The sequence below is a fragment of the uncultured Pseudacidovorax sp. genome, from assembly GCF_913773995.1.
GTDB lineage: Bacteria > Pseudomonadota > Gammaproteobacteria > Burkholderiales > Burkholderiaceae_C > Xenophilus.
On sequence record NZ_CAJYES010000177.1, the window covers coordinates 1 to 21,021 of the forward strand.

The following is a 21,021-nucleotide window of genomic DNA, read 5'->3' on the forward strand; positions in this document are numbered from 1 at the left end:
CACCGGCAGCGCCATCGACCGTGATGGTCTTCATCGTCACGCCAGGCACCAGCGCTTCGGGGTCGGCTGACTGGCCACGCTTGTTCAGCAGAGTGATGACCGCGTCCTTGACGGTGGGCTGCTGGCGGGCTTCGGCCACCTCCAGCTTCTCGATGGCTTTGGGGTTGAGCGACTCGTGCGCCTTGGCCAGTTCGATCTGGTCGTCATCGGCGCGCAGGGCGGCGATGGCGTTGGACGCGGCATTGACGATGGGGTTGGGCTCGCCGTGGCTCATGGGCGGGGTTCCTTGTGGTGTTGAGCGGCAGGGCCGCAGCCCAGGTGGCTGCGGGACTGTCGTACACCTTCGCCGCGCCCGGCCGGACGCCGCGTGCGCGGCCAGGAGCGTGCGACGTAGGCGGGGGCTCTCGTCGCTGGTGGGCGTCTTGCCCTCAGGGCGTGACGGACAGGCCGCGCAGCCCCGTGCCTGCGGGTGTGCGACGCGCCCGCCGCCTCCTTCGCGATCGAGGCCCTGACCCTCACGAGCCCTTGGAAAAGGCCGCGGGCTGCGCCTCAGGTGCCCTGCACGTACGGATTGCTGCGCCGCTCGCGGCCGAAGCTGCTCTCCGGCCCGTGCCCAGGAATGAACACCGTCTCATCGCCCATGGGCCACAGCCGCTGCACGATGCTGTCGATCAGCTGCGGATGGCTGCCGCCGGGGAAGTCGGTGCGCCCGATGCTGCCGGCGAAGAGCACATCGCCCACGAAGGCCCGCTGGGCGCTGGCGGAATGGAAGACCACATGGCCCGGCGTGTGACCGGGGCAGTGGCGCACCGTCAGCGTCTCCTCGCCCAGCGTCACCGTGTCGCCATCGGCCAGCCAGCGCGTGGGCGTGAAGGCGCGCGCGGGCGGAAAGCCGAACATGGCGCTCTGCTGCGGCAAGCCGTCGATCCAGAACTGGTCGCCCGGATGTGGCCCCACGATGGGCAGGCCCAGGCGCTCGGCCAGCTCGCCGGTGCCACCGGCGTGGTCGATGTGCGCATGCGTGAGCCACAGCTGCTCCAGCGCCAGGCCCCGCGATTCGGCGGCGGTGATGAGCCGGTCGATCTCGCCGCCCGGGTCGATCAGCGCGGCCTTGTTCGTCGCGTCGCACCAGACGAGCGAGCAGTTCTGCTGGAAGGGCGTGACGGGGAGGATCTGGTAGCGCAGCATGGCGAAGGCGGTCGTGGGTCGGAGCCGGCGATTGTCGCGACCCGCCCGGCGCGCGTGCCGTTGGCGGTTTTGCCTGGCGGGGCGCCGGCCTTCAGCCCGCGCGCGAGCCGATGACGCGGCAGCAGGCCGTGGCCCGCGCCACCTCGGTGCCGGCCTGTTCGAGCACCGCCTCCACGTAGCAGATGCTGCGTCCGCCGCCCACGATGGCCGAGCGGCCCTGCAGGCGGCCTGGCCGGGCCGGCGCGAGGAAGCTCAGGTTCAGCGTCAGCGTGACCACGCCGCCGCCGCCTTCGCCCGCGCGGGCGTCCACGACGGCGGCGCACAGGTCGTCCAGTATGGCGGCGAGCATGCCGCCCTGCACCGTGCCCGCGGGGTTGAGGAAGGCGGCCGTGGCCTCGTACTCGGCCGCCAGCGTGCCGGCCGTGGCGTCCAGGGCGAGCAAGCGCGCGCCCAGCAGCGTGGCGATGGGTGGTGCGGGGCGGCCGGGCAGCATGCGTTTCTCCTTCAGGGGGTGGCGAGCCCCAGCCGGCGCAGTGTCGCCGCCTTGAGGCGGCTGTCCTCGCGCAGGTGGCGCTCGAAGTCGGCGGCGGGGCGGAAGTCCACCACCTGGTTCGCGCGACGGGCCCAATCCTGGTAGCGCGGCGATGCCACGGCCTGCCGGCACGCGCCCTCCAGCCGCTGCACCACCGCGTCGGGCGTGCGGGCCGGCACCAGCACGCCGCCGAAGCTGGCCTGCACCACGTCCACGCCGGCTTCCTGGAGCGTCGGCACCTCGGCGAAGGCGGGATGGCGCCGGTCGGCATAGACGGCCAGCAGGCGCAGGGCGCCGCTGCCCAGCTGCCCGGTGATGGAACTCACCAGCACCGCGCCGAAGCCCAGGCGCCCGGCAATCAGGTCCTGCAGCATCGGCGCATCGCCCTTGTAGGGCACATGCGTCAGGCTGACGTGCGCCACCGCCTCGATGTCCGCCGTGCCCAGGTGCGGAATGGAGCCGGTGCCCGAGGTGCCGTAGCTGATGGCGCCCGGCTCACGGCGCGCCGCCGCCAGCAGGTCGGACACGCTGCGCCATGGCGAGGCCACCGGCACCGCGATGGCGAAGATGTTGTCGAACACCTGGCACACGGGCCGGAAGCTGTCGAGCCCGTAGTTCAGCCGGAGCCGGTGCGGTTCGCTCGACAGCGGTACCGCCGGCGTGAAGGCCAGCGTGTAGCCGTCGGGCCGGGCCGCCGCCACCGCGTTCAGGCCGATGGTGCCGGCTGCCCCTTCGCGGTTGCTTACCACCACCGGCTGGCCCAGGGGCTCGGCCAGCGCCTCGGCAAGGTTGCGGGCGTTGAGGTCCAGCCCGCCGCCGGCCGCGAAGGGCACCACCATCTGCAGGGGCCGCTGGGGATAGTCCTGCGCCGGGGCGCCGAGCGAAAGGGCGGCCAGCAGCAGGCCGAGGGCGGCCCGCGCGCCGCGATGCAGCACGTCGTTCATGGGCGCGCCGCCCTCACTCGTCCCGGATGCCGTTGCGCAGCACGCCGATGGCGTCGACCTCGATCTCGCAGACGTCGCCCGGCTTCATGAACACGGGCGGCGTGCGTTTGTTGCCCACGCCGCCGGGCGTGCCGGTGACGATCACGTCGCCCGGCTCCAGCGGGATGAAGGTGGAGATGTAGGCGATCTGGCGCGGGATGCTGTGCACCATCATGTCGGTGGTGGCGCGCTGCATCTCCTGGCCATTGAGGCGGGTGACCAGCGTCATCTTCTGGTCGGGGGCGATCTCGTCGGCCGTGACCATCCACGGACCGAAGGCGCCGGTCTTCCAGAAGTTCTTGCCCGGTGCCCACTGCGAGGTGTGCACCTGCCAGTCGCGCACGCTGCCGTCGTTGTAGCAGCTGTAGCCGGCGATGTGCGACCACGAGTCCGCCTCGCTGATGTGGCGCCCGCCCTTGCCGATGACGATGGCGATCTCGCCTTCGTAGTCGAGCCGTTCGGAGGCCTGGGGGCGCACGATGTCCTCGCCATGGGCCAGCTGCGAGTCGGCCACGCGCAGGAAGATCACCGGCTTCTCGGTCTCGGTCTTGCCGGTCTCGCGGATGTGCTCGCCGTAGTTCAGGCCGATGCAGAAGATCTTGCCGGGGTTGGGGATCACCGGCAGCAGCGTCACCTCGGACAGCGGCAGTGTGGCGCGGGCGGCCTCGACATGCGCGGCGGCCTGCGATGCCAGACCGGCGGCGATGAAGGCCTTGAGGTCCGGTGCCTGTGCGCCGAACACTGCGCGCAGGTCGACCACGCGGTCGCCGACGATGGCGCCATAGCCGTGCTGACCGTTGTACTGGTAGCTGATGAGTCTCATGGTGATTCCTTGGGAAGGGGAGGGGGGTGGTACTAGGCCAGCCGACCTCCGATCCGCGTCGCGGCCTCGGTGATCAGACGGACCATCTTTTCAAGGTCGACGATCGCCAGGCGCGAGGTATCGAACACGAGGGAGATGGCGGCCCAGGCGCCGCCATCCGACTTGAGAACGGGCGCGGCCACGGCCGCCAGCTGCGGCTCCAACTCGCCCTTGGAGACATAGTGGCCCGCCTTGCGGATGGCCGCGAAGTGGCGCCGGAACTCGGCCCAGTCGCCAGGCAGGCCGCAGCGCAGGGCCTCGTCGCGCCGGGCGTCGAACAGCTTCTTTAGCGGCGCCGTGCCCAGCGTGGAGAGCAGCACCTTGGGCGCTGCCCCTTGGAACAGCGGCCGCGGCCGGCCGCGCGTGTAGGCCAGCGTGGCGGGCGTGCTGCCCATCTCGCGGTGCGTGTCCAGCACCTGCTGGCCGAAGGCCTCGGTCACCACGCAGTCGAAGCCGGTGGCATCGACCAGCTCGCGAAGCACCGGCAGACCCACCTTGAGCACCGGGTCGGCGCGGCGGATGTAGTGGTCCAGCAGGATGATGCGCGGGCCCAGCGCGTAGTGCGAATCCTCCACGCGCTGCAGCAGCCCCACCTGCAGCAGCTGGCGCACATAGCGGTAGCTGGTGGGCAGCGAGACGTCGAGCGCCTTGGCGATGTCCTCGGCGGTGCGGGTGATGTGGTGGTCGTCGAAGAGGTCGAGCACGCCCAGCATGCGTTCCAGGCTGGACGAGGACGAAGGTTCGGACAAGGTGGGGCCCCGGGATGTGGGTCGTCATGGCGCCACCGGGAGGTACTGGGAGATGCGGTCCAGCTCGGAGCCCGTGCGCGCCACGCCGACGATGTAGCGGTCGGGCCGTAGTATCACGGCGCCCGCCTGGTGGCTGCGCAGCCAGTCCGCCAGCGGCGGGTCGGGCTCGTCGATGACCAGGGCCTGGCTGCGGGCCCAGCGCTCGGCGGTACCGGGCGCCGCGGCGGCCAGCAGCTCGCGCTGGCCGATCACGGCGCTGCGGCGGCCCAGCAGCTCGTCCAGCAGCCGGCCGTCGGCCAGCCGCGGCTGGGGAAAGGGCCGGCCCGCCAGATCCTGCTGGAGCGCGTCGAAGGCGCCGGCGCCCAGCAGCTGCGGCGGCAGCTCGAAGACCTCCGGCTCGCCGCTGGCGAAGCGGGCGTCGCGCTCGGCCGCCGCGGCCGGGTCGGTGGTCTGGATGATGCCGCCCAGGCGCACGGCCAGTTCGATCAGGGCGCGCACATGCGGTTTGCGTTCGGATTCGTAGGTGTCCAGCAGGGTGTCGGGTGCGCGGCCGGCGAGCACCGCGTCCAGCTTCCAGGCCAGGTTGGCGGCATCGCGGATGCCGGCGCACATGCCCTGGCCCAGGAAGGGCGGCGTCTGGTGGCAGGCATCGCCGGCCAGCAGCAGCCGGCCCTGGCGCCAGCCGTCGGCGATCACCGAATGGAAGGTGTAGATGGCGGCGCGCTCCAGCCGGGCCTGATCGGGCCGCACCCAGGGCGCGACGAGCTTCCACAGGTTCTCGGGCTGCACCAGCGCCTCGCGATCGTCGCCGGGCAGCACCATGATCTCCCAGCGCCGGCGGTTGCCCACCACGTTGCAGTAGGTCATGGGCCGGCGTGGGTCGCAGTGCTGCACGGTGTGCGGCGGCAGGTCCACCGGCTCGGTCAGCACAACGTCGAACACCAGCCAGGGCTGGCGCAAGCCCAGGTCCACCATCGGGCTGCCCATGTGCTGGCGCACTGGCGAGCGGGCGCCATCGCAGCCGACCACCCAGCGGGCGCGTGCCTCGAAGCTGCCGCCGTCACCGCCCTGGCTGCCGTGCAGCGTGGCGCCTTCAGTGTCCACGTCGATGGCGCTCAGGGCGGTGCCCAGCCGCACGTGCACGTTCGGAAAGCGCGCCAGGCCATCGCGCAGCACGGCCTCCAGTTCGGGCTGGTGGAAGTAGTAGTTGTTGGCGCCACCGTGCGGCCCCAGTGCCGCAGTGCCGCCGCGGATCAGCAAGGTCTGGCCCGCGCCGTTGACGAAATGCATGCCCTGCGTGCCGGGCCGCGAGATGGCCAGCACCGGTTCGCGCAGGCCCGCCGCCTGGAAGATGCGCAGCACCTCGCCGTCGTAATGGATGGCCCGCGGCAGGGGAAAGATGTCGCGTTCCTTCTCGACCACCAGCACCGAGCGCCCGGCGGCCCCCAGCAGGTTGGCCAGCGTGGCGCCCGTGGGGCCCAGCCCCACGATGGCCACGTCGTAGACGGGTGTCCGCTCAGACATGCTGGTCTTCCTGCATGCGGCGGGCGACGTCGGCCTGCCATTGCGCGCGGCTCATGAATTTGGGAAAGCGCTTCGCGATGGCCTCGGCCTGCGCCAGGATGGCCTCGTCGCTCTGGGTCAGGTCGATGGGCTCGCGCAGCGGCTGCTCGCAGTACCAGGGCGTGTCCATGAACAGCTCCAGCCGGTTGCCCTCCGGATCGCGGCAGTAGACCGAGACGGCATTGCCGTGCGTCACCGGCAGCATCTCGCTCGCGCCCTCGGCCAGCAGCCGGTCATGGAAGGCGCGCAGCGTCGCCACGTCGGGCACCCGGAAGGACAGCTGGTTGACCACGTTGAAGGCCATGTCCGCCGGCCGGCCGGTGGCCAGCACCAGCTGGTGGTGCTCGCTGGGGTCCCGGCTCAGGAAGACCAGCTGCACCGGGCCGAGGTCGCCCGCGTCGGTCTGGGTGAAGCGCAGCGCCTGCTTGTAGAAGCGCGCCATGCGGGGCAGATCGGTGACGTACAGGCCGATGTGGCTGAACTGCAGTTGCAAAGGTTGGGGAGGGGTCAACTTTGTCTCCATGAGAGAACTGAATGTCTCGCCAGTCATTCGATGGACTGGATGGTATTGTGATTATCGTATTTTGACAATAGACAATGTATTTGTATGATCCGGCCCCGTGCAATCGGCACGCGTTCGCAAACGGAGACATTCATGACCATCCTCAAGAGGCTCGCCGCCGGCGCGGCCGCCCTGCAGCTCGTGGCGGCCTTCGCCCTGGCGCCCACCGGGGCCGCCGCCCAGCCCGACTACCCCACCAAACCGGTGCGCATCATTGCCCCCTTCCCCGCGGGCAGCGGCCCCGACGCCAACGCCCGCGAGCTGGCGGCGGAGCTCACCAAGATCCTGGGCCAGTCCTTCTATGTGGAGAACCGACCGGGCGCCTCCAACATCATTGGCACCGAGGTGGCGGCCAAGGCCGCCAACGACGGCTACTCGCTCTACATCGGCACCACCAGTTCGCTGTCGGTCGTGCCGCACCTCTACGGCAAGCTGCCCTTCAATGCCGAGCGCGACTTCGCGCCCATCAGCCTGCTGGGCGTGCTCAACACGGGTCTGATCGCCACGCCCTCGGTGCCGGCCAAGGACGCACGCGAGCTGGTCGCCCAGCTCAAGGCCAAGCCCGATTCGGTGACCGTCGCCACGCAGGGCATCGGCAGCTATTCGCACCTGTCGGCCGTGTGGTTCAACAGCGTGGCGGGCGTGAAGTCGAACCTGGTGCCCTACAACAGCAACAGCCCCTACGCCGACCTGCTGGCCGGGCAGATCCAGCTGATGTTCGACGGCCTGCCCGCGGCGGCCACCAACGTGCAGGCCGGCAAGCTCAAGCTGCTGGCCATCACCGGCCGCGAGCGGCATCCGAGCTTTCCCAACGTGCCCACCTTCGCCGAGCAGGGCCTGCCCGACTACACGCCCATCGCCTGGCAGGGCCTGCTGGCGCCGGCCGGCACCGCGCCCGCCATCCTGGAGAAGCTGAGCGCGGCCATGGCCAAGGTCTGCCAGTCGCCCGAGCTGGCCAAGAAGTGGCGCGACTACGGCGGTGAGCTGCGCTGCAACACGCCCGCCGAATTCACTGCCTTCATCCAGGCCGACCGGGCCATGTGGGGCAAGGTGGTGCGCGCCGCAGGCGTGAAGCTGGATTGATGGGGCGCCGAATGCCTGTCTCTGCCTGCTCGAACACCGCCGGGTCCGCCGGGGCACGGCGCCGCGACATGCTGCGCTGGTCCGGCGCTGCCGCGGCCCTCGTGGCCGGAGCCGCACGCGCCCAGGCACCGGCCTGGCCGAACCGCCCCGTCCGGCTCATCATTCCCTCCATCGCCGGCAGTCCCTGGGATCCGATGGCCCGTCACCTGGCCGACCGGCTGGCGCAGAAGTTCGGACAGCCCTTCGTCGTCGACAACCGCGGCGGCGCCACCGGGCTGATCGGCATGGACCTGGTGGCCAAGGCCACCGACGGACATACGCTGGGCGTCATGTTCATGCCGCATGCGCTGCTGCCCGCGCTGCACGCGCGCATGCCCTACGACACCCTGGGCGACCTGGCGCCCGTGGCCCAGACCCAGTGGACTTACAACGTGCTCGTCACCCGCCCATCGATGGGCGTCGACAGCGTGCGTGCGCTGGTCGACAAGGTGCGCGCCAACCCCGGCAAGTTCAGCTACAGCTCGGGCGGCAACGGCTCGCCCGCGCATGTGATGGGCGAGTCCTTCAAGCAGCTCACCGGCACCTACATCCTGCATGTGCCCTACCGCGGGCCGGTGGCGGCGCTGCAGGACCTGGTGGGCGGCCAGTCCGACCTGATGTTCGCCTCGGTGGCCGCCGCGGTGCCGCATGTGCAGAGCGGCCGGCTCAAGGCCCTGGCAGTGACGTCGCGCGAGCCGCTGGAGGCCCTGCCCGGCGTCCCCACGTTCGCGGCCCAGGGCTTCGCCAACTTCGACGTGCGCGACTGGGCCGGCATCGTCGCCAGCCGCTCCGTCCCGGCCGACCGCATCGGCCCGCTCAACGAGGCCATCGTGCAGGCCCTGGCGGAGCCCGGGGTGCCCGAGCGCTTCGCCCGCATGGGCACCTACCTGCACACCGGCAGCGCCGAGCAGTTCCAGGCGCTGATCCGCGCCGAGCTGCCGAAGTGGGCCGAGGTGGTACGCCGCGCCGGCATCCGGCTGGAGTGAGCGCCATGACCGTCCTGCGCAATGCGCTGTTCATCATGGTCGACCAACTGCGCTGGGACCATGTGGGCGCCTATGGCGTCTCTCCCGTGCCCACGCCGCACATGGACGCGCTGGCCCGGCGCGGCGCGCTGATGCGCCATGCCTTCGTGCAGGGGCCGGTGTGCGGGCCCTCGCGCATGTCCTACTACACCGGCCGTTATGTGCTCAGCCACGGTGCCCGCTGGAACCGCGTGCCGCTGTCCAGCGCCGAGAAGACGCTGGGCGACTACCTGCGCCCGCTGGGCGTGCGGGCCACGCTGGCCGGCAAGTCGCATGTCCTGCCCGACACCGAGGCCCTGGACCGCGCGGGCATCGAGATCGAGTCCGAGCGCGGTGCCCTGCTGCGCGAGGGCGGCTTCACGCCCATCGAGCGCTTCGACGGCCACAGTCGCCCCGACGGCCGCAGCGGCTATGCCGACTTCCTGCGGGCGGCCGGCTATGCGGGCGAGGACCCGTGGAGCGCGCACGCCATCTCGGTGCAGGCGCCGGACGGCAGCGTGCACTCCGGCTGGTCGATGCGCCACGCCCACCTGCCGGCGCGCGTGCGGGCCGAGCATTCCGAGACGGCCTATCTCAGCGATCGCGCCATCGACTTCATCCAGGGGCAGGACGAGACGCGCTGGTGCCTGCACCTGTCCTATGTGAAGCCACACTGGCCCTACGTGGCGCCGGCGCCTTACCACGCGATGTTCCGTGGCGCGCCGCAGTCCCCGGTGGTCAAGGCGCCGCACGAGCGCACCGAGGCCCATCCCGTGGTGCGGGCCTTCCAGCAGCACGAGGAGAGCCTCAACTTCGGGCAGGACGCCATCGCCGCGCACGTCAAGCCCACCTACATGGGGCTGGTGGCGCAGCTGGACGAGGAGATCGGCCGCGTGATGGCAGCGCTGGAGGCCAGCGGCCAGGCGCCGCACACCCTGGTGGTGCTATGCGCCGACCATGGCGACATGCTGGGCGACCACTGGCTGGGCGAGAAGGAACTGTTCTATGAGGCCGCAGTACGTGTGCCCCTGATCGTGGTTGATCCGCGGCCCGAGGCGGATGCCACCCGCGGGCAGGTGCTCGATCCGCTGGTGGAGGCCATCGACGTGCTGCCCACGCTGCTCGAGGCGCTGGGCGCCGACCCCGACGGTTGGCAGCACTGCGTGGAAGGCCGGTCGCTGCTGCCGCTGCTGCAGGGCCGGGCCGTGCCCTGGCGCGACGCCGTGTTCTCCGAGGCCGACTACGCCTACCGCGCCGCGCGGTGGACGCTGGGCCGCGCACCCGGCGAATGCCGCGGTACCATGGTGCGCACCGGGCGCTGGAAGTACGTCGACTGGGAAGGCTTCCGCCCCCAGCTCTTCGACCTGCAGAACGATCCGGACGAACTGCACGACCTCGGCGCCGATCCGCCGTCCGCCGTGGAGCGCGAGATGCGCGAGCGCCTGCTGCAATGGAGCCTGCGCCGCAAGAACCGCACGACGGTGCCCGACAGCGACGTTGCGCAGCGCACCGAAGCCGTCAAGCGTCACGGCATTCACATCGGCGTGTGGTGAGCATGGACGCAACGAATCTTCCCGAGCTGCGCGCCGACGGCCTCGTCATCACCGCGCCCGGTGGCCCCGAGGTGCTGCGCTGGACGTCCGGCCTGGCCCTGCCTGCGCCGGGACCCGACGAAGTGCTGATCGACGTGGCCTGGGCCGGCGTCAACCGGCACGACTGCAACCAGCGCCGCCGCGGCCCCACGCCCGCGCAAAGCGACGTGCCCGGCCTGGAGGTGAGCGGCACCGTGCGCTGGGCCGGCGCCCGGGCCGGCCCGCTGCGCGTGGGCGATGCCGTGTGCGCGCTGGTGGACGGCGGTGGCTATGCCACGCGGGTGGTGGCGCCCGCCGCGCTCACCTTCGCCGTGCCGGCGGGCCTGGGCTTGCGCGAGGCGGCGGCGCTGCCCGAGGCGCTGTTCACCGTCTGGCACAACTTCTTCGGCGTCGCGGCGCTGGGGCCGGGCGAGACGGTGCTGATCCACGGCGGCACCAGCGGCGTCGGCAGCCTGGCCATGCAATTGCTGGGCGCGCTGGGCCATCGCGTGGCGGTGACCTGCGGCAGCGATGCCAAGGTGGCCGAGGCGCGGGCCCTGGGCGCCGCGGCCGCATTCAACTACCGGACGCAGGACTGGGTGCAGTGCGCGCTGGACTGGACCGGGGGCCGCGGCGTGGACGTGGTGCTGGACATGGCCGGCGCCACGCATGCCGCGCGCAATGTGCAGGTGCTGGCACGCCGCGGCCGGCTGGTGCATCTGTCGCCGGGCGAGGGTGCCGACTTCGTGGCGCCCCTGCGGCCCATCCTGGCCAAGGAACTGCGCATCACCGGCTCGCTGCTGCGCCCGCTGCCGCTGCCCGAGAAGGCCGTGATCGCAGAGCGCCTGCGCGCCGTGGCCCTGCCGCTGGTGGCCGCCGGCCGGGTGCGGCCCTGGGTGAGCGAGGCCTTCGATCTGCGCCAGGCGGCGCAGGCCCATGCGCGGCTCGAATCGGGGCAGGCCATGGGCAAGCTGGTGCTGGAGGCGCCGCGCTGAACCCCTGCGCATGCCCGGGCGCTCCACGCCCGCTGCGCTGAGCGGCCGCCAATCTGCCGCACTGCCACTTCGGCGCGACCCGCTCCCGAAATGAAACTGACGCTGGCACGCCGCTTGCATCACATCATGTATCCAAGAATGGATGCCTGAACATGGTGCACGAAGCCTCCCCTCCCGACGTCCTGATCCGCCCCTTTGCGGCCGCTGGTTCCGCCCAGGTGCCGGTGCCCCAACCGGCCCCCCATGGCCAGCCCGAGGCGGCCTGGATCAGTCGCCCGGCCATGCCCATTGCCGGTGCGGCGGGCGGTCCGTTGGCCGGCCTGCGCTTCGCCGTGAAGGACAACATCGACGTCGCCGGCCTGCCCACCACCGCCGCCTGCCCGGCCTTCGCCTATGCGCCTGAGGCGCACGCCACGGTGGTGCAGCGCCTGCTCGATGCCGGTGCCTCGGTCGCCGGCAAGACCAACCTCGACCAGTTCGCCTGCGGCCTCAACGGCAGCCGCTCGCCCTACGGCGCGGTGCCCAACAGCTTCGATGCGCGCTACGTGTCGGGCGGCTCCAGCTCCGGGTCGGCCTATGCGGTGGCCACCGGGCAGGTGGACTTCTCCCTGGGCACCGACACCGCAGGCTCCGGCCGCGTGCCGGCGGGGCTCAACAACATCGTGGGCCTCAAGCCCAGCAAGGGCCTGATCAGCGCGAAGGGCGTGGTGCCGGCGGCGCAGAGCGTGGACTGCGTCTCCATCTTCGCGCCCACCGTCGCGCTGGCGGCCCGGGTGCTGGCCTGCGCGATGGGGCCGGACGCGGGCGATCCGTATTCGCGCCGCGTCGACCTGGCGCGCACGCCGCTGCCGGCGCGCTTTCGCTTCGGCGTGCCGCAGCCGCTGGAATTCCATGGCGACGCGCTGGCCGCTGCCGCCTTCGAACGGGCCATTGCACAGCTGCGCGAGCTGGGTGGCGAGCCGGTGCCCGTCGACTACGCGCCGCTGGCCCGCGCCGCCGGCCTGCTCTACGACAGTGCCCTGGTGGCCGAGCGCTATGCCGCCGTGCGCCCCTTCTTCGATGCGCACGAAGCCGAGGTGATCGAGCCGGTGCGCGGCATCCTGGCGCGGGGCCGCAGCTTCGATGCCGCCGACCTGGTCGATGCGCAGACTCAGCTGCATGCGCTCGGCCAGCAGGCCGCGGCCATGTGGGCCGGCATCGACCTGCTGCTGGTGCCGACCGCACCGACGCATTGCACGCTCGATGCCATGCGCGCCGAGCCGGTGCGGCGCAACAGCGAGCTGGGCCACTACACCAACTTCGTCAACCTGCTGGACTACGCGGCGCTGTCGGTGCCTGCGAGCATCCGGCCCGACGGCCTGCCCTTCGGCGTGACCTTCATCGGGCCCTGCGGCAGCGACTTCCGTCTGGCCGAGCTGGGCCAGCGCTTCCATCATGCGACGGACCTGCCGGTGGGCGCCACCGGCGCACCGCTGCCGGCGCCCGGGGTGCCCGTGTGGCCCCCGCTGGCCGAGGCCGACGCCATGCCCATCGCCGTGGTCGGTGCCCACCTCACGGGCATGCCGCTGAACCACCAGCTCATCGCGCGCGGCGCCACGCTGGTCGAGGCCACCACCACCGCACCGCACTACCGCCTGTATGCGCTGCCGGGCACCACGCCGCCCAAGCCAGGCCTGCAGCGCGAGCCGGGGCAGGGCGTGCCCATCGCGCTGGAGGTCTGGAACGTGCCGCGCGCCGAGGTCGGCGCCTTTCTGGCGCAGATCCCGCCACCCCTGGGCCTGGGCAGCGTCGAGCTGGCCGATGGCCGCTGGGTGCACAGCTTCATCTGCGAGGCTCATGCGCTGCAGGGCGCCGAGGACGTCAGCGCGCATGGCGGCTGGCGTGCCTACATCGCCTCGCGCAGCGGCTGAGCTGGGTCACTGCGAGCGCGCACGCCGCAGCCGGCCGTCCTTCTTGTCCTTCTTCCTCTCCTTTCGTTGCTGTCGCTTCGTTCATCTGCAGGAGTCTTCGCATGAGCCCAACGCCCTCCTTCCGTCCCTCCCGCCGCCATGTGCTGCAGGCCGGCGGTGCCGCCCTCGGCGCACTGGCCGCGCCCGCCATCGTCCGGGCGCAGGGCGGGCCCAAGCTGCGCATCGGCTACTGGCCGGTGGCCGCAGGCCTGCCCTTCTTCGCCGCGGTGGAAAAGGGCTACTTCAAGGAAGCGGGCCTGGACGTGGAGCCGCTCAAGTTCGCCGGCGCCCAGCAGGTGATGGAGGCCATGCTCTCCGGCCGTTCAGACGGCAGCGCCAACGGCACCGGCAGCGCCAATCTGGGCATCGGCGAGATCGCGCAGCCCGGCCTGTTCAAGATCTTCTGCACCAACCCCAGCAACGCCAAGTACGTGCTGGAGGAGTTCCTGGTGCCCAAGGACAGCCCGGTCAAGAGCGTCGCCGAGCTCAAGGGCAAGCGCGTGGCCTCGGGCCCCGGCATCCAGAACGTGACGCTGGCCAAGACCATGCTCGAGCGCGCCGGCGCGGGCGTGATCAACGTCACCGAGCTGCCCATCGGCCAGCATGTGGCCGCCCTGGCCGCCGGCCAAATCGACGCCGTCTACACGCTGGAGCCCACCGGCACCGTGGGCCGGCTCAACGGCACCACGCGCGTGCTCGAAGCCGGCGTGGTGGCCCACTACATCCTGGGCGACCCGATGGCCCCGTGGCACGGCGGCTCGGCCAGCCTGACCACCGAGTTCATCAAGAAGAACCCCGACGTCGCCAAGAAGTACATCGCCGCCTACAAGCGCGGCATCGAGCTGGTGCGCAACAACCCGGCCGAGGCGCGGCAGTACATGAAGGGCTACACCGCCATCGAGGGCGCGCTCACCAACGAGGTGCCTCTGGCCTCGTACATGCTGCACGACGAGTTCAAGCCCGCCGACATTGCCTACTTCCAGAAGTTCTTCGACCTGTTCACCGAGAAGGGCATCTTCGAGAAGAAGGTGGCCGTGGACGGGCTGCTCTACCGGGGCTGAGCGCCATGAACGCGCCATCCTCCGCCGCGGCGGGCGCCTGGAAGCCGCCCACCACCGACGTCGCGCCCGCGCTGCCCCGGCCGCCGGTGTGGAACAAGCTGCTGCCGGCCATCGGGCCGCTCGCCCTCTTCGTGCTGTGGGACCTGGTGGTGCGGCTGGGCTTCATCAAGCCCATCCTGCTGCCGCCGCCGCTGGCCACCTTCCAGACCCTGGTCACCGGCCTGGCGGGCGGTCCGCTGCTGAACGACTTCCTGGTCACGGTGTGGCGCACGCTGCAGGCCTTTTTGATCGCCGCGGCGGTCGGCATGCCGCTGGGCGTGCTGCTCGGCAGCAACGAGAAGGCCTACCGCAGCGTGGAGTTCCTGATCGACTTCTTCCGTTCCACGCCGTCGTCGGCGCTGATCCCGCTGTTCCTGATGATCTTCGGCACCTCGGACATCAACAAGGTCGCCATCGCCGCCTTCGGCGCCATGCTGATCGTGGTGTTCAACAGCGCCTACGGTGTCATCAACGCCCGCAAGCAGCGGGTGATGGCGGCCAAGGTGATGGGCGCCACGCGATGGCAGATCTTCAAGGACGTGCTGCTGTGGGAAAGCCTGCAGCCCAGCTTCGTGGGCCTGCGCTCGGCCGTGTCGATGGCGCTGGTGATCGTCATCGTGGCCGAAATGTTCATCGGCGCCGACAGCGGCCTGGGCAACCGGATCATCAATTCGCAGCAGGTGCTGAACGTGAAGAGCATGTACGCCAGCATCCTGGCGGCGGGTGCGCTCGGCTACGCGCTCAACGTGCTGTTCCTGGTCATCGAGCGCCGCATCGTCCATTGGAGCGGAAGATGAGCGCCGTCCTCAACGCCCCCGTCGTCGCCGATGTCCCGGCAGCGAAGTTCCGCCCCGGCCCGGCCGGCACGCACATCACCATCCGCGGGCTGACGAAGTACTTCGCTGGCTGGCCGCTGTACGAGGACTTCGACCTCGACATCCCCAAGCACAAGATCGTCTCGGTCTTCGGGCCCAACGGCTGCGGCAAGAGCACGCTGATCAACATGATCGCGGGGCTGATTCCCATCGACCGCGGCGAGATCCTGTTCGACGGCAAGTCGCTCAAGGACACCAAGATCGGCTACGTGTTCCAGAACTACCGCGAGGCGATGTTCCCGTGGATGCGCACCATCGACAACATCGCCTATCCGCTCAAGCTGGAAGGCCGCAGCAAGGCCGAGGTGGACCGGCGCATGGAAGAGCTGGTGGCCAGCTTCGACGTCAAGTTCGACCTCAACCGCTTTCCCTACGAGCTCTCCGGCGGCCAGCAGCAGACGGCCTCGATCATGCGGGCCCTGGCGCCCGGGCCCGAGGTGCTGTTCCTGGACGAGCCCTTCTCGGCGCTGGACTTCGAGATGACCCTGTTCATCCGCGAGAAGCTGCAGGAGGTGTTCATGCAGACCGGCACCACCATGCTGCTGGTCTCGCACGACCTGGAAGAGGCGGTGTACCTGGCCGACGAGGTGCTGCTGCTGACCAAGCGGCCCACGCGGGTGGCCGAGATCTTGCGTTACGACGATCCGCGCCCGCGCACCGTGGAGACGCTGAGCCAGCCGAGCTTCGTGGCGACCAAGAAGCGGAGCCTCGAAATCTTCCAGCGCGAAGTGCGCCGATGAAGAAGCACCCCCCATGCCGCTTCGCGGCTCCCCCCTCCCTTGCGCCTTCGGCTTGTAGGGGGGCGCACCCCACGGCCTGGCAAAGCCAGTTCCGTGGGTGCCCTGGCATGGCCTGCTCCGCGGCCACTCGATTTCTGTCGCCGCACCGGTTCCGACCTCTGAGGGTGACGTGCAACGCTAGGGGAACACTGTCATGAATGCCGAACAGATCGAGACCTACGTGGACGCCGCCGCCGCGGCGCTGGACCTGCCGCTCGCGCCGGAACACCGGCCGGGCGTGCTGCGCTACTTCGCGCTCGCTGCCGACATGGCGGCGCTGACCGAGGCCGTGGCGCTGGCGCCGCACGACGAGTCGGCGCTGCGCTTCGAGCCGGTGGCGCCGGGAGCGCAGTCATGAGCGCGGCAGCCAGGTCATCGCGGACGATGCGTTGCGCCAATTCCGTTCGCCCTGAGCCTGTCGAAGGGCAGAACGGCGCGCAGGCCGTCGTCGCGCCCCGGCTTCGACAGGCTCAGCCCGAACGGTTGTGGAGTGGCCAAGCAGTGGCGACCGGCGACGGCAAGGCTGACGGCCTTGCCCCCGCTTGCCCTGAGCTTGTCGAAGGGCGTGGTGCCGTGCCAGGAGAAGCGCGATGAACGGATCCCAGCCCTGGTTCGAGGCCGACGGCGCCACCATCGCCGCCGCGGTGCACGCAGGCACGGCCAGCGCCACTGCCGTGTTGCAGTCCGCCCTGGACCGCATCGCCGCCACCGAGGACCGCGTCAACGCCTTCACCGCCGTGACGCGCGAGCGCGCCCTGCAGCGCGCCGCCGCGATCGACGCGCTGCCCGCTGAGGCCCGCGCCGCGCTGCCGCTGGCCGGCGTGCCGGTGGCGGTGAAGAACCTGTTCGACGTCGCCGGCCTGCCCACGCTGGCCGGCTCGAAGATCGAGCGCGAGGCGCCGCCCGCCAGCGCCGACGCCCTGCTGCTGCGCCGCCTCGAAGCCGCCGGCGCCGTGCTGGTGGGCGCGCTCAACATGGACGAGTACGCCTACGGCTTCACCACCGAGAACTCGCACGAGGGCCCCACGCGCAACCCGCACGACCTGTCGCGCATCGCCGGTGGCTCCTCCGGCGGCAGCGGCGCCGCGGTGGCGGCCGGGCAGGTGCCGATCACGCTGGGCTCGGACACCAACGGCTCCATCCGCGTGCCGGCCTCGCTGTGCGGTGTGTACGGCCTCAAGCCCACCTTCGGCCGGCTGCCGCGCACCGGCAGCTATCCCTTCGTCAGCAGCCTGGACCACCTGGGCCCCTTCGCCCGCTCGGTGCGCGACCTGGCCCTGGCCTACGACGCGATGCAGGGCCCGGAAGACGGCGCCCCCGGCGACCCGGGCTGTGCCCAGCGCCCCGTCGAGCCGGTGATTGGCACGCTGCCACAGGGCATCGCCGGCCTGCGCATCGGCGTGCTGGGCGGCTGGTTCGCGCGCAATGCGCTGCCGGAGGCGCAGGCTGCCGTCGCCCGCGTGGCCGAGGCCCTGGGTGCCGCGGGCACGGTCGAACTGCCGCTGGTCGAGGCCGGCCGCGCCGCCGCCTTCCTGATCAGCAATGCCGAAGGCGCGGCCCTGCACCTGCCGGACCTGCGCCGCCGTGCGCAGGACTTCGAGCCGCTGTCGCGCGACCGCTTCCTGGCCGGCGCGCTGCTGCCCGCGGCCTGGGTCATGCGCGCCCAGCGGGTGCGCCGCCGCTATGCCGAGGCCGTGGCCGCGGTGATGCAGGACTTCGACCTGCTGCTCGCGCCGGCCACGCCCTGTTCGGCCACGCCCATCGGCACCGAATGGCTGGAGCTCGATGGCCGCCGCCAGCCGCTGCGGCCCAGCTTCGGCGCGCTTACGCAGCCCATCTCGTGCATCGGCCTGCCGGTGTGCGCCGTGCCCGTGTGGGGCGCCCACGCGGCGCTGCCGGTGGGCGTGCAGCTGATTGCCGCGCCCTGGCGCGAAGACCTCGCGCTGCGCGCCGCCTCCGCCCTGGAAGCCGCCGGCGTCACGCAGGCGCCCGTGGCCCTGCTGCCCTGAATTCGTTGTCCCCCTTTCCCTCACCCAACCTTCCGCTGGAGCTTTTCGCATGACCGCCTTCAATCGCCGCGAATCCCTCAAGACCCTGGCCGCCCTTGGCGCCGCCGGCAGCCTGGGCCCCCTGGCCTGGGCCCAGAAGCCCCTGACCGTGGGCGTGATCTACGTCGGCCCGCGCGACGACTACGGCTACAACCAGGCCCATGCCCAGGCCGCGGCAGAGCTCAAGAAGCTGCCCGGTGTGAAGGTGGTCGAGGAAGAGAACGTGCCCGAGACCGCCGCCGTCCAGAAGACCATGACCGGCATGATCCAGCAGGACGGCGCCTCGCTGCTCTTTCCGACCTCCTTCGGCTACTTCGACCCGCACATCCTGGCGCTGGCGCCCAAGTACCCCGACGTGCGCTTCTCGCACTGCGGCGGCCTATGGACCGAGAAGAACCCCAAGAACGTGGGCAGCTTCTTCGGCTACATCGACGAATGCCAGTTCCTCAACGGCGTGATCGCCGGCCACATGAGCAAGAGCGGCAAGATCGCCTTCGTGGCCGCCAAGCCCATTCCGCAGGTGCTGCGCAACATCAACGCCTTCACGCTGGGTGCGCGCTCGGTCAAGCCGGGCATCACCTGCCATGTGATCTTCACCGGCGACTGGTCCATGGCCGTGAAGGAGGCCGAGGCCACCAACAGCCTGGCCGACCAGGGCTGCGACGTGTTCACCATGCACGTGGACGGCCCCAAGGTGGTGGTGGAAACCGCCGCCAAGCGCGGCAAGATGGTCTGCGGTTACCACGCCAGCCAGGCCAAGCTGGCGCCCAATGCCTACCTCACCGGCGCCGAATGGAACTGGCTCACCGCCTACAAGACCATCCTCGAAGCCGCCCAGGCCGGCAAGCCGCATCCCAACTTCCTGCGCGGCGGCCTGAAGGAGGGCTACGTCAAGACCTCGGCCTATGGCCCCATGGTGACCGACGCTGCCAAGAAGCAGGCCGACGACACCAAGGCCAAGATGATCGCGGGCAGCTTCGACATCTTCAAGGGCCCGCTCAAGGACAACAAGGGCAAGGAAGTCATCGCCGCCGGCCAGGTGCAGAAGCAGACCGACCTCAAGCTCGAGCAGATGAACTACCTGGTCGAAGGCGTGGTCGGCTCGGTCTGAGGCCGGCCCTTCGTTGCAAGGAAGACCTGCCATGCGATCCATGGGCCAGGACTTGGCGCTGCCGGTGCTCAGCATCGCGGCCGCGGTGGCGCTGTTCGGCGTCTTTGCGGCCGTGGCGGCCGGCAGCTCACCGCCCGAGGTGTGGGCGGTGCTCTACCAGGGCGCCTTCGGCAGCTGGTTCTCGTGGCAGAACACGCTGCAGCGCGCGGCGCCCCTGATGCTCACCGCGCTGTGCGTGGCACTGCCGGCGCGCGCCGGGCTGGTGATCATCGGCGGCGAAGGCGCGCTGGTGCTGGGCGGCCTGGCCGCGGCGGCGCTGCCCTATGCGGTGGCGCTGCCCGAGAACATCGCCGGCACCGTGGCGATCTGCCTGGCCGGCATGGTGGCCGGTGCACTGTGGATCACGCTGGCGGGGGCGCTGCGCCAGTACCGCGGCATCAACGAGACCATCAGCAGCCTGCTGCTGGCCTATGTGGCCATCGGCCTGTTCAAGCATCTGGTCGAAGGGCCCCTGCGGGATCCGGCCAGCCTGAACAAGCCTTCGACCAACGCCCTGGCCGAGGGCCTGCGCATCGGCGGCATCGCAGGCAGCGACGTGCACTGGGGCCTGGCCCTTGGCGTGGCGGCCTGCGTGGTGCTGGCGCTGTGGCTGCGCTGGACGGCCACCGGCTTCTCGGTCCGCGTGGTGGGCGGCAATCCGCGGGCCGCGCAGCTGGTGGGCCTGCCGGCCACGCGGCTGGTGCTGCTGGCCTGCGCGCTGGGCGGCGCCTGCGCGGGCCTGGCCGGCGCGGTGGAGGTGGCGGCGGTGCACACCAACGCCAATGCCTCGCTGATCGCGGGCTACGGCTATGCAGGCATCCTGGTGGCCTTCATCGCGCGGCAGAACCCGCTGGCGGTGATTCCGGTGGCCATCCTCTTCGGCGGCTTCGGCGCGGCGGGCAGCCTGCTGCAGCGCCGGCTGGGCCTGCCCGATGCGTCGGTGCTGGTGCTGCAGGGCATCGCCTTCGTGCTCATCCTGGCCAGCGAGGCGCTGCGCGGGCGCGACTGGCTCACGCCATTGCGCCGGCTGCGCAGCGACAAGCCGGCGCCGGCCCTCAAGGAGGCGCAACCATGACCGCCGAGATGATGACCGCCTTCGTCGCCGCCATCGTGGGCGGGGCGCTGCGCGTGGGCACGCCCTTCCTCTTCGTGAGCCTGGGCGAGTGCCTGACCGAGAAGTCGGGCCGCATCAACCTGGGGCTCGAAGGCGTGCTGGTGCTCTCGGCCATGGCGGCCTTCGGCGGCGCGTACCTCACCGGCTCGGCCTGGCTGGGCGTGCTGGCCGGCGCGGTGGCCGGCGCGCTGCTGGCGCTGCTGCACGGGCTGCTGTGCTCGCTGCGCGGCGTCAACGACGTGGCCACCGGCATCGCGCTGATGCTGCTCGGCACGGGCCTGGCCTTCTACCTGGGCAAGCCGCTGATCCAGCCGCAGGCACCGCAGATTCCGGCGCTGCCGCTGGGCGACTGGAGCAGCAATTCGGCGGTGCGCGCGGCCCTCCAGGTGAATGCGCTCGTGCCGCTGGGCCTGCTGCTCGCCGGCCTGCTGTGGTGGGGCTTTGCACGCACGCGCGCTGGGCTGCTGGTGCGGCTGGCGGGCGACTCGGCCGATGCGGCACGGGCGCTGGGCTACTCGGTGTCGGCGCTGCGCATCGCGGCCACCACGGCGGGTGGCGCCATCGCGGGGCTCGGCGGCGCCTCGCTCACGCTGTTCTACCCGGGCAGCTGGAACGAAGGCATCTCCAGCGGCCAGGGCCTGATCGCCGTGGCGCTGGTGATCTTCGCGCGCTGGAGCCCGCTGCGCTGCGTGGGCGCGGCGCTGCTCTTCGGCGGCGCGGGGGCCGTGGGGCCGGCGCTGCAGTCCATCGGCATCGGCTGGGGCTACCACCTCTTCAACACCGTGCCCTATGTGCTCACGCTGCTGATCCTGGTGGCCTCGTGCCGGCCCGGGCAGGTGGCGGCGGGCAGTCCGGGCGAGCTGTCGGCCAAGTGA

At 71.1% G+C, this 21,021-nt stretch carries 20 protein-coding genes and 1 pseudogene; 13 read left to right on the forward strand and 8 right to left on the reverse strand.

From position 1 onward, the window contains the following. From QZ772_RS16145 to QZ772_RS16180, 8 genes and pseudogenes are all read right to left on the reverse strand, one after another. Positions 1-274 (reverse strand): annotated as a pseudogene (locus QZ772_RS16145) (lipase); the annotation flags it as partial. A 275-nt stretch (positions 275-549) separates the two neighbouring features. Beyond that, a complete protein-coding gene (locus QZ772_RS16150) occupies positions 550-1,188 on the reverse strand; it encodes an MBL fold metallo-hydrolase (RefSeq protein ID WP_295528328.1) in 639 nt (212 codons plus the stop codon). A 91-nt stretch (positions 1,189-1,279) separates the two neighbouring features. Further along, the gene (locus QZ772_RS16155) at positions 1,280-1,681 is read right to left on the reverse strand and encodes a PaaI family thioesterase (protein ID WP_295528331.1); all 402 of its coding nucleotides are present in this window, start codon (positions 1,679-1,681) and stop codon (positions 1,280-1,282) included. 11 nt (positions 1,682-1,692) lie between these two features. Further along, positions 1,693-2,664: a tripartite tricarboxylate transporter substrate binding protein gene (locus QZ772_RS16160; protein ID WP_295528334.1), complete on the reverse strand. Its 972-nt coding sequence runs from the start codon at positions 2,662-2,664 to the stop codon at positions 1,693-1,695. A gap of 13 nt (positions 2,665-2,677) precedes the next feature. Continuing rightward, positions 2,678-3,526 (reverse strand): fumarylacetoacetate hydrolase family protein, encoded by an 849-nt coding sequence (locus QZ772_RS16165; protein WP_295528337.1) that lies wholly within the window; start codon positions 3,524-3,526, stop codon positions 2,678-2,680. Between the two features lie 32 nt (positions 3,527-3,558). Further along, positions 3,559-4,314, reverse strand: a complete 756-nt coding sequence (locus QZ772_RS16170; protein ID WP_295528340.1) for an IclR family transcriptional regulator C-terminal domain-containing protein — start codon at positions 4,312-4,314, stop codon at positions 3,559-3,561. Positions 4,315-4,338: 24 nt separating this feature from the next. Then, positions 4,339-5,838 (reverse strand): bifunctional 3-(3-hydroxy-phenyl)propionate/3-hydroxycinnamic acid hydroxylase, encoded by a 1,500-nt coding sequence (locus QZ772_RS16175; protein WP_295528343.1) that lies wholly within the window; start codon positions 5,836-5,838, stop codon positions 4,339-4,341. Next, complete coding sequence (locus QZ772_RS16180) at positions 5,831-6,388, reverse strand: VOC family protein (RefSeq protein WP_295528346.1); 558 nt, start codon at positions 6,386-6,388, stop codon at positions 5,831-5,833. Before QZ772_RS16180 ends, QZ772_RS16175 begins: the two co-directional genes overlap by 8 nt. Positions 6,389-6,532: 144 nt before the next feature. Between QZ772_RS16180 and QZ772_RS16185 the strand changes: the two genes are divergently transcribed. The 13 genes from QZ772_RS16185 (at position 6,533) to QZ772_RS16245 (ending at position 21,021) form a co-directional block, all read left to right on the forward strand. After that, positions 6,533-7,522, forward strand: a complete 990-nt coding sequence (locus QZ772_RS16185) for a tripartite tricarboxylate transporter substrate binding protein (RefSeq protein ID WP_295528348.1) — start codon at positions 6,533-6,535, stop codon at positions 7,520-7,522. Positions 7,523-7,590: 68 nt separating this feature from the next. Beyond that, complete coding sequence (locus QZ772_RS16190; RefSeq protein ID WP_295528350.1) at positions 7,591-8,547, forward strand: tripartite tricarboxylate transporter substrate binding protein; 957 nt, start codon at positions 7,591-7,593, stop codon at positions 8,545-8,547. 5 nt (positions 8,548-8,552) lie between these two features. Next, positions 8,553-10,118, forward strand: a complete 1,566-nt coding sequence (locus tag QZ772_RS16195; protein ID WP_295528352.1) for a sulfatase-like hydrolase/transferase — start codon at positions 8,553-8,555, stop codon at positions 10,116-10,118. Positions 10,119-10,120: 2 nt separating this feature from the next. Continuing rightward, the gene (locus tag QZ772_RS16200; RefSeq protein ID WP_295528355.1) at positions 10,121-11,131 is read left to right on the forward strand and encodes an NAD(P)H-quinone oxidoreductase; all 1,011 of its coding nucleotides are present in this window, start codon (positions 10,121-10,123) and stop codon (positions 11,129-11,131) included. Positions 11,132-11,412: 281 nt separating this feature from the next. Beyond that, positions 11,413-13,041, forward strand: a complete 1,629-nt coding sequence (gene atzF / locus QZ772_RS16205) for an allophanate hydrolase (protein WP_295528399.1) — start codon at positions 11,413-11,415, stop codon at positions 13,039-13,041. Between the two features lie 101 nt (positions 13,042-13,142). Further along, a complete protein-coding gene (locus QZ772_RS16210; protein WP_295528358.1) occupies positions 13,143-14,141 on the forward strand; it encodes an ABC transporter substrate-binding protein in 999 nt (332 codons plus the stop codon). A 5-nt stretch (positions 14,142-14,146) separates the two neighbouring features. Further along, the gene (locus tag QZ772_RS16215) at positions 14,147-14,977 is read left to right on the forward strand and encodes an ABC transporter permease (RefSeq protein ID WP_295528361.1); all 831 of its coding nucleotides are present in this window, start codon (positions 14,147-14,149) and stop codon (positions 14,975-14,977) included. Next, positions 14,974-15,795 carry an ABC transporter ATP-binding protein gene (locus QZ772_RS16220; protein ID WP_295528364.1) on the forward strand — a complete coding sequence of 274 codons (822 nt, stop codon included), beginning with the start codon at positions 14,974-14,976 and terminating at the stop codon, positions 15,793-15,795. The genes QZ772_RS16215 and QZ772_RS16220 overlap by 4 nt, the downstream gene beginning before the upstream one ends. 193 nt (positions 15,796-15,988) lie before the next feature. Further along, on the forward strand, positions 15,989-16,192 hold the full coding sequence (locus QZ772_RS16225) for an AtzG-like protein (protein WP_295528366.1): 204 nt from the start codon (positions 15,989-15,991) through the stop codon (positions 16,190-16,192). Between the two features lie 232 nt (positions 16,193-16,424). Then, complete coding sequence (locus QZ772_RS16230) at positions 16,425-17,843, forward strand: AtzE family amidohydrolase (RefSeq protein ID WP_295528369.1); 1,419 nt, start codon at positions 16,425-16,427, stop codon at positions 17,841-17,843. 49 nt (positions 17,844-17,892) lie between these two features. Then, entirely contained in the window at positions 17,893-18,993 is a 1,101-nt protein-coding gene (locus tag QZ772_RS16235) for a BMP family ABC transporter substrate-binding protein (protein ID WP_294366581.1), read from the forward strand. Positions 18,994-19,024: 31 nt separating this feature from the next. After that, complete coding sequence (locus QZ772_RS16240; protein WP_295528372.1) at positions 19,025-20,107, forward strand: ABC transporter permease; 1,083 nt, start codon at positions 19,025-19,027, stop codon at positions 20,105-20,107. After that, the gene (locus QZ772_RS16245) at positions 20,104-21,021 is read left to right on the forward strand and encodes an ABC transporter permease (RefSeq protein WP_295528375.1); all 918 of its coding nucleotides are present in this window, start codon (positions 20,104-20,106) and stop codon (positions 21,019-21,021) included. The genes QZ772_RS16240 and QZ772_RS16245 overlap by 4 nt, the downstream gene beginning before the upstream one ends.